We start from the raw sequence: 6,410 nt of genomic DNA, 5'->3' as shown, positions 1-6,410 counted from the left end.
GATCGACGGCGCGCCGGCCCGCGTCCACGGCGACACGGAGCCGCTGCATTTGGGCACCATCCACAAACGGGTGCCACGTGGTCCCGAGCCGCTCGCCGGCCGGAACCTCACGACAACCTCGCCGGTCGGCGGGCCGGTCGCGCATCGACCGGTCCGCGGGCCGAGCCATGCCGAAACCCAGGAGAACCATGCCCGTCTCCACGTCCTCATCGACCGCCACGACCACCGCCGCCATCAGCGCGATCGGGCTGACCCGCCGCTACGGGGAGGGGCCGACCGGCGTCGACGCGCTCCGGGAGGTGGACCTGACGGTCCCGGCGGGCTCCTTCACAGCCGTCATGGGCCCGTCGGGCTCCGGGAAGTCGACGCTGCTGCACTGCCTGTCCGGGCTGGACACCGCGACCGGCGGGCAGGTCTTCCTCGGCGACGTCGAGATCACCCGCATGGGCGAGCGCGAGCTGACCCGGCTCCGCCGCGAACGGGTCGGGTTCGTGTTCCAGGCCTTCAACCTGCTGCCCTCCCTGACCGCCCGGGAGAACATCCAGCTGCCGCTCCAACTCGCCGGGCGGCGCGCCGACCCGAGCCTGCTGGACACCATCGTGGGCCTGCTCGGGCTGGCCGAACGCCTCGACCACCGTCCGGCCGAGCTGTCCGGTGGGCAGGTCCAGCGGGTCGCCGTCGCCCGCGCGCTGATCACCGAGCCGCGAGTCGTCTTCGCCGATGAGCCGACCGGCAATCTGGACCGGCGGTCGGGAACGGAACTGCTGCGCCTGCTGCGCCGGTGCGTGGCCGAGCTCGGCCAGACCGTCGTGATGGTCACGCACGACCCGGCGGCCGCCGCGCACGCCGATCGGGTGCAGTTCCTCGCCGACGGCCGCGTCGCCGGGGACCTGGCCGGGCCGACGCTGCCGGCGATCCTCGACCGGCTGGACGCCCTGGAAGAGGACGGAGCGGAGCGGTGATGGGCGTCCGCACCGTGCTGCGCCGGGGCATCGCCGCGCGCCGGGTCCGTACCGCCACGACGGCGACGGCGATCGCCGCCGCGGTGGCGTTCCTGTCCGGGACGTACGTGCTCACCGACACCATCGAGGTGGGGGTGCACCGCTCGGCCGCCCAGACCGCCGGGAACGTCTCCGCGATCGTCACCGACGCCGGCGGGCTCGGCGGGTCGGTCCTCGCGGGCACGCCGACCATCCGCCCCGACCTGGTCTCGAAGGTGCGTGGCGTGTCCGGGGTGAGCGCCGCGGAAGGCATCGCCGCCGGGTACGCCATGCCGCTCGATCGCCGCGGCCACGCCGTCTCCTCTTCCGCCGCCGCCGTCGGCGTCTCCGTGCCCGCCGACCCGAGGCTGCGTCAGTTCACCCTGCGCGACGGGCATTGGCCGCGCGACGCGGACGAGGTCGCCGTCGACGCCACCACCGCGGGCAGCCTCCACCTGGCCCCGGGCCGTACGCTGCGGGTCGCGCTGGCAGGCGGGGCCCGGATCTTCACCGTCAGCGGCGTCGTCGGATTCGGCGCCGCCGGAACCGTCGCCGGCCTCAGCGTCGTCGGGTTCGCGCCGGGGAGCGCGCCCGGGCTGCTCGGGACCGGCGGGCGCTACGCCGCCGTCGAGGCCGCGGGCCAGGCGGGAGTTCCGGCCGCAACCCTCGCGCACCGCATCAAGGCGGCGGTGGGCGCCGCCTACACCGTACGGACCGGTGCCCAGCAGGCCGACCGGCTGGCCGGCGACATCTCCCGAGCGGCCTCGTTGGTCGGCGCCATCCTGAGCGCCTTCGCCGTGATCGCGCTCATCGTCGCGACCCTGCTGATCGCCAACACGTTCACGATCACCGTCGCCCAACGCACGCGGGAACTCGCCCTGCTGCGCTGCGTCGGGGCGAGCCGAGGCCAGACGGCACGGCTCGTGCTCGCGGAGGCCGCCGTGATCGGGCTAGCCGGTGGCGTCGCCGGCCTGTTCGGCGGAATCGGGCTGGCCGCCGGCCTGCGCGCCGCCCTCGGCGCTCTGGGGCTGCCGCTGCCCGCCACGGCACCGGTCCTGCGGACGCACACCGTCGTGGCCTCGCTGGTCGTCGGCGTCGGCGTGACCGTGGTCGCGGCGGGCGCCGCCGCGCTGCGGGCGTCCCGTTCACGGCCGCTGGCCGCGCTGTCCGCCGATCTGACGGCCACCGGCACCCGTCCGCCCGGATGGACGCGCCGGATCGTCGCGACGTGCGTCCTCCTCGCGGGGGCCCTCCTGCTCGTCGCCACCTCGGGGAGAGGATCCGTCGCGATCGGCGCGCTGGTGCTCCTCCTGGGTGCGGGTCTGGCCGGACCCATGCTGGTGCGCCCGCTCACCGCTCCGGCACGTCGCCTGCTGTCGGCCGTCACAGGCGTCTGCGGACATCTGGCCGACCGGCAGATGCTGCGTAACCCGCGCCGGGTCGCCGGCACCGGCGGCACCCTGGTCGTCGCGGTCGCCACCGTCTCCCTCGTCGCCGCACTCGCGGCGACCACCACCTCCAGCCGGGCGCTCGACGCGCGGCGTTCGCTGCGCGCCGACTACGTCCTCAGCACCAAACCGGGGACGGGCGCCGGACTGGACCCGGCGCTGACCGATCGGATCGCGCGGTCGCCCGGTGTCGCCGCGGCCTCCGGGATCCCGTGTGGCATCTTCCAGACGCCCGGTATGTCCGACAAGCTGTGCGGCATCGACCCGGCGGCCTTTCCACGGCTCGTCGACCCGCACGCGCGGGCCGGCAGCATGGCCGACCTGAAACCAGGGACCATGGCGGTCAGCGCCACGGTGGCCACACGCGTCGGCTGGCACCTCGGCCAGACGATCCCCGTCACCTACCCGACGGGCGGCACCCAGCGGGTGCGCGTCGTCGCGCTGTACGACTACGAACAGGTCGCCGGCGCCTACCTCATCCCCCTCACCGACTACAGGAGTCACTATCCGCCCGCGCAGCAGGCCGACAAGACGATCCTCGTCCGGGCCACCGAGGGCGCCCGGCCACAGGTGCGCGCGGAACTCGTCGCGCTGCGCGGCGACTACCCGCAGGCGATCCTCGACGACAGGGCCGGCTACGGCCGCCGGGTCGGCGCCGGGATCGACCTGGTCGCCACGATGATGACCGGTCTGCTGGCCCTGAGCCTCCTCATCGGCCTGATCGCCGTGGCCACCGCCCTGGCGCTCGGTGTTCTGGAGCGCACCCGCGAGATCGGGCTGCTGCGCGCCGTCGGGGCCGAGGCCCGCCAGGTCCGCGCGATCGTCCGGGCTGAGGCGCTCACGACCGTGGTCACCGGGTCGCTCACCGGCGTCGTGCTCGGCCTTTTGATCGGCTGGCCGCTCGCCCGTGCCCTGGAGGGGAACGCCTTCGGCCCGCCGGGCGTCCCCGTCCCGCTCCTGGCCGTCGTCCTGCCCGCCGCGGTGGTCGCGGGGCTCCTCGCCGCCGCCGTCCCCGCGCGCCGCGCCGCACGCCTGAACGTTCTCACCGCCCTGCACGCCGAATAGCCCTCGACGGGACCGGCCGGGCCGCCGGGTCAGACGAACAGCGGCTCGGCTTGGGCCCGCTCGACCAGCGCGTCCATCGCGGCGTCGTCGGGCGCCTCACCGAAGCGGGCGGCGGCGTCGAGGACGCGGGGGAGCAGGTCCACGTCGCCGACGCTGTTGACGAAGACGCCGGGCCGGCCGAGCGCCCACCAGACGGCGAGATCGATGTCGTCCTGCCGTTCGAGCGGTTCGTACCAGGTGGACCGGGTGTGCGGGCGGCCCATCCACGGGCGCAGCGCGATCGACTTGATCGTCTGCATCGCCACCCGCCGCTCCTGGCAGGTCTGGTACAGGGCCTCGAAGTTGTCGGCGTAGTAGGGATTGCGCATCGTGACGTAGTTGTAGGGCAGCAGCACCGAGTCGAAGTCGAACCTCTCCAGGCTGCGCCGGTGGGTGGCCGCGATCTGCGTGCCGTGGCCGGTCACACGCCGATCCACCGCACGAGTCCCTCGTCCCGGGCCGCGAGGGCCGCCTCGATCGCCCCGCCGGGACTGAGCGCGACGTCCCACTCGATCGGGTCGGCCAGGGCGTGCAGTTGCCACAGGTCGACGTGGTCCACGCCGAGGCGGTCCAGTGACCGGTGCAGCTCTTCGCGCGCGCCGGCCGCCGTGCGCTCGCCGGTCTTGGTCGCCAGGAAGAACCGGTCCGGCTCCCGTCGCAGGAGCGGGCGGAGGCGCACCTCGGCCTCGCCGTAGGACGCGGCCACGTCGATGTGGTTCACGCCGTACTCGAGGAGGACGTCGAGGGTCCGGTCCGCGACGCTCTGGGACACCGCGGCCAGTGCCGCCGCTCCGAAGATCACACGCGTGCTGGTGTGGCCGGTGCGCCCGAATTCCGCCGTCTCGATCGGCAACTGCGACCTCCCAGGCCAGGCGGGCGTCCTGCGCCGACGCCTCATCGGGGGAACGGCCTGCGCGGTGCCGTCCACGCTACCGCGCGGGCCACGTCCGTCCCACCGGTCACATTCCTTCTAGGACCCGTAGACCTGGAGCTCCCAGAGCGAGTAGCCGTACTGGGTCGCCCGCTTCGTGCCGTACACGCGGACGTAGCGGCCCGATCCGGTGAGGTCGACGGTCTGCGTTCCTCCGGTCCCGGTGGTGGTGGAGTAGACGGTCGTCCAGGTGTTCGCGTCGGCCGAGACCTGGATCTGGAACGCGGTGGCGTAGGCGGTCTCCCAGTTCAGGGTCGCCCGGCAGATCGATCGGGTGGCGCCGAGGTCGACCTGGAGCCACTGGGGATCGCTGAAGGCCGACGACCACCGGGTGCCCAGGTTCCCGTCGACCGCGTTGGGCGCCGGGAAGGCCACGGACTCGGCCGACGACGCGGTCGCGGTCCTGCCCTGGGCCAGGTTCGTCGTGGAGCACCCGCCGCCGGAACCGCCAGACGGCGTCGTCCACTGCTGCTGCGCGGAACCGGTGCAGGTCTCGATGTCGAGCCGGGCGCCCGTGTTGCCGCCGGGATCGGTCAGGCACAGGCCGGAGTTGGGGTTGACCAGTTCGCCGTTCTGGCGCTTCCAGACCTGGGCGTTCGTGCTGTTGCAGGGATACCAGTCGACGTTGGTGCCGCTCGCCGTCCCGGCGCTGACCACGTCGAGGCAGCCGCCCTGCACCCGCAGGGTGTCGTCGCTGTAGGTCGACCAGACCTGGCCGGCACCGCCGTCGCACGCGCTGACGCCGATCGGGTTGCCCTCGGTGTTCAGCGCGTTCTGGTTCGCCAGGCACAGGCCGTTGATCCCCTTGATCGCGCCGGTCGCGGTGGCGGTGGCGGTGGGGGTCGAGTTGCCGCCCTGTTCGTACACGGCCACGTAGGCGACGCTCATCGAGGCGCCGGACGTGGTGGCGGAGGTCGGCGTGGTGCAGCCGCAGATCCCGTCGGGGTAGTTGCCGCCCATCGCCAGGTCCCAGATGATGAAGAACCCGTGGTCGATGGCCTGCTGCCAGGCGGTGGTGCCGACCGATGCCTCGGTGATGGTGCTCTCCACCGTGCCGTCCATCAGGAACTGCAGGGTCTCGGCGGCGGTGTTGGTGCGGTCGATGACCACCGAATAGGTGTGGTAGCCGGTCTGGCAGGTCGAGGTGGTGTCCGGGCAGGGGATCAGCGCGTGCCCGGGGCTGTTGGCCGAGTCGTGCAGGGTCTGGGACGCCTCGTTGAGGCCGTTGACGTCCTCCATCATGTCGATCTCACCGGAGGTGGGCCAGCCGCCGCCGGCCCGCATCGGCGAGCCCAGCGCCCAGAACGCGGGCCAGTACCCCAGACCGGCGGCCGGGTTGGGCTGCTGGATCGACGCCGTCATCTCCAGCCTGCCGCCCGGCGGCGCCTGGAAGTCCTCGCGCGTGCTCTCCAGCCGTGCCGAGGTCCAGGTGCTGCCGTTCTTGATGGCCTTGAGCACCAGATGACCGTTCCCGTCCAGGTAGGAGTTGGCGGTGGAACTGGTCGTCTGCTCGATCTCGCCGGTGCCGTAGCCGGTGCCGATGTCGTAGAACCAGTTCGCCGAGGAGGGCGGTGATCCGGCGGCCCCGGCGAAGTCGTCGCTGAACACGGTCGTCCAGCCGGACGGGGGCGGCGGCACCGTACCGGCGTGCGCGGCGGGGACACCGGTGGTGATCACTCCGCTCAGGCAGGCGCCGAGCAGCGCCAGGATGACCAGGACCGACCGGTGCCCGAGCGACCGCGGGGAACGCCCGGCACGCCGTTTCCACGGCCGTGTGGCCCGAGCCCGGACCGGGGACGAGGCTGATGCGGGGGACATGGGATCTCCTGAGAGCGAGGCGGGGGAGCTCCTCAGGGAGCGCTGTACGAGCCGTACACTCACCTCGTTCTGACCTTATGTCAAGTCTAAGTTTAAGCATCAGTCGCATCAATCGCGTGCTGGGACGGA

The 6,410-nt window shown here is 73.0% G+C and carries 6 protein-coding genes; 2 read left to right on the top strand and 4 right to left on the bottom strand.

Annotated elements, in window-relative coordinates; all coding sequences use genetic code 11:
* Positions 1–190 (bottom strand): hypothetical protein (locus AB0K82_RS27975; protein WP_364402448.1); only part of this gene is annotated, 190 nt, incomplete at its 3' end.
* Between AB0K82_RS27975 and AB0K82_RS27970 the strand changes: the two genes are divergently transcribed.
* On the top strand, positions 189–962 hold the full coding sequence (locus AB0K82_RS27970) for an ABC transporter ATP-binding protein (RefSeq protein WP_364402445.1): 774 nt from the start codon (positions 189–191) through the stop codon (positions 960–962). The two genes, AB0K82_RS27975 and AB0K82_RS27970, sit on opposite strands and share 2 nt — an antisense overlap.
* Positions 962–3,493 carry an ABC transporter permease gene (locus AB0K82_RS27965; RefSeq protein WP_364402442.1) on the top strand — a complete coding sequence of 844 codons (2,532 nt, stop codon included), beginning with the start codon at positions 962–964 and terminating at the stop codon, positions 3,491–3,493. The genes AB0K82_RS27970 and AB0K82_RS27965 overlap by 1 nt, the downstream gene beginning before the upstream one ends.
* Before the next feature lie 29 nt (positions 3,494–3,522).
* Here the strand turns inward: AB0K82_RS27965 and AB0K82_RS27960 are convergent, their stop codons facing one another.
* From AB0K82_RS27960 to AB0K82_RS27950, 3 genes are all read right to left on the bottom strand, one after another.
* A complete protein-coding gene (locus AB0K82_RS27960) occupies positions 3,523–3,969 on the bottom strand; it encodes a hypothetical protein (RefSeq protein ID WP_364402439.1) in 447 nt (148 codons plus the stop codon).
* Positions 3,954–4,385 carry an aldo/keto reductase gene (locus tag AB0K82_RS27955; RefSeq protein WP_364402436.1) on the bottom strand — a complete coding sequence of 144 codons (432 nt, stop codon included), beginning with the start codon at positions 4,383–4,385 and terminating at the stop codon, positions 3,954–3,956. The genes AB0K82_RS27960 and AB0K82_RS27955 overlap by 16 nt, the downstream gene beginning before the upstream one ends.
* A gap of 117 nt (positions 4,386–4,502) precedes the next feature.
* Positions 4,503–6,281, bottom strand: coding sequence for a discoidin domain-containing protein (locus AB0K82_RS27950; RefSeq protein ID WP_364402433.1), 1,779 nt, complete (start codon positions 6,279–6,281; stop codon positions 4,503–4,505).
* Between the last annotated feature and the right edge of the window lie 129 nt (positions 6,282–6,410).

The organism is Actinoallomurus sp. NPDC052274, assembly GCF_040679475.1.
GTDB classification, from domain to species: Bacteria; Actinomycetota; Actinomycetes; order Streptosporangiales; family Streptosporangiaceae; genus Actinoallomurus; species Actinoallomurus liliacearum.
Note: the sequence above shows the minus strand (reverse complement) of the source record. Positions and strands in the feature narration are given on the sequence as shown.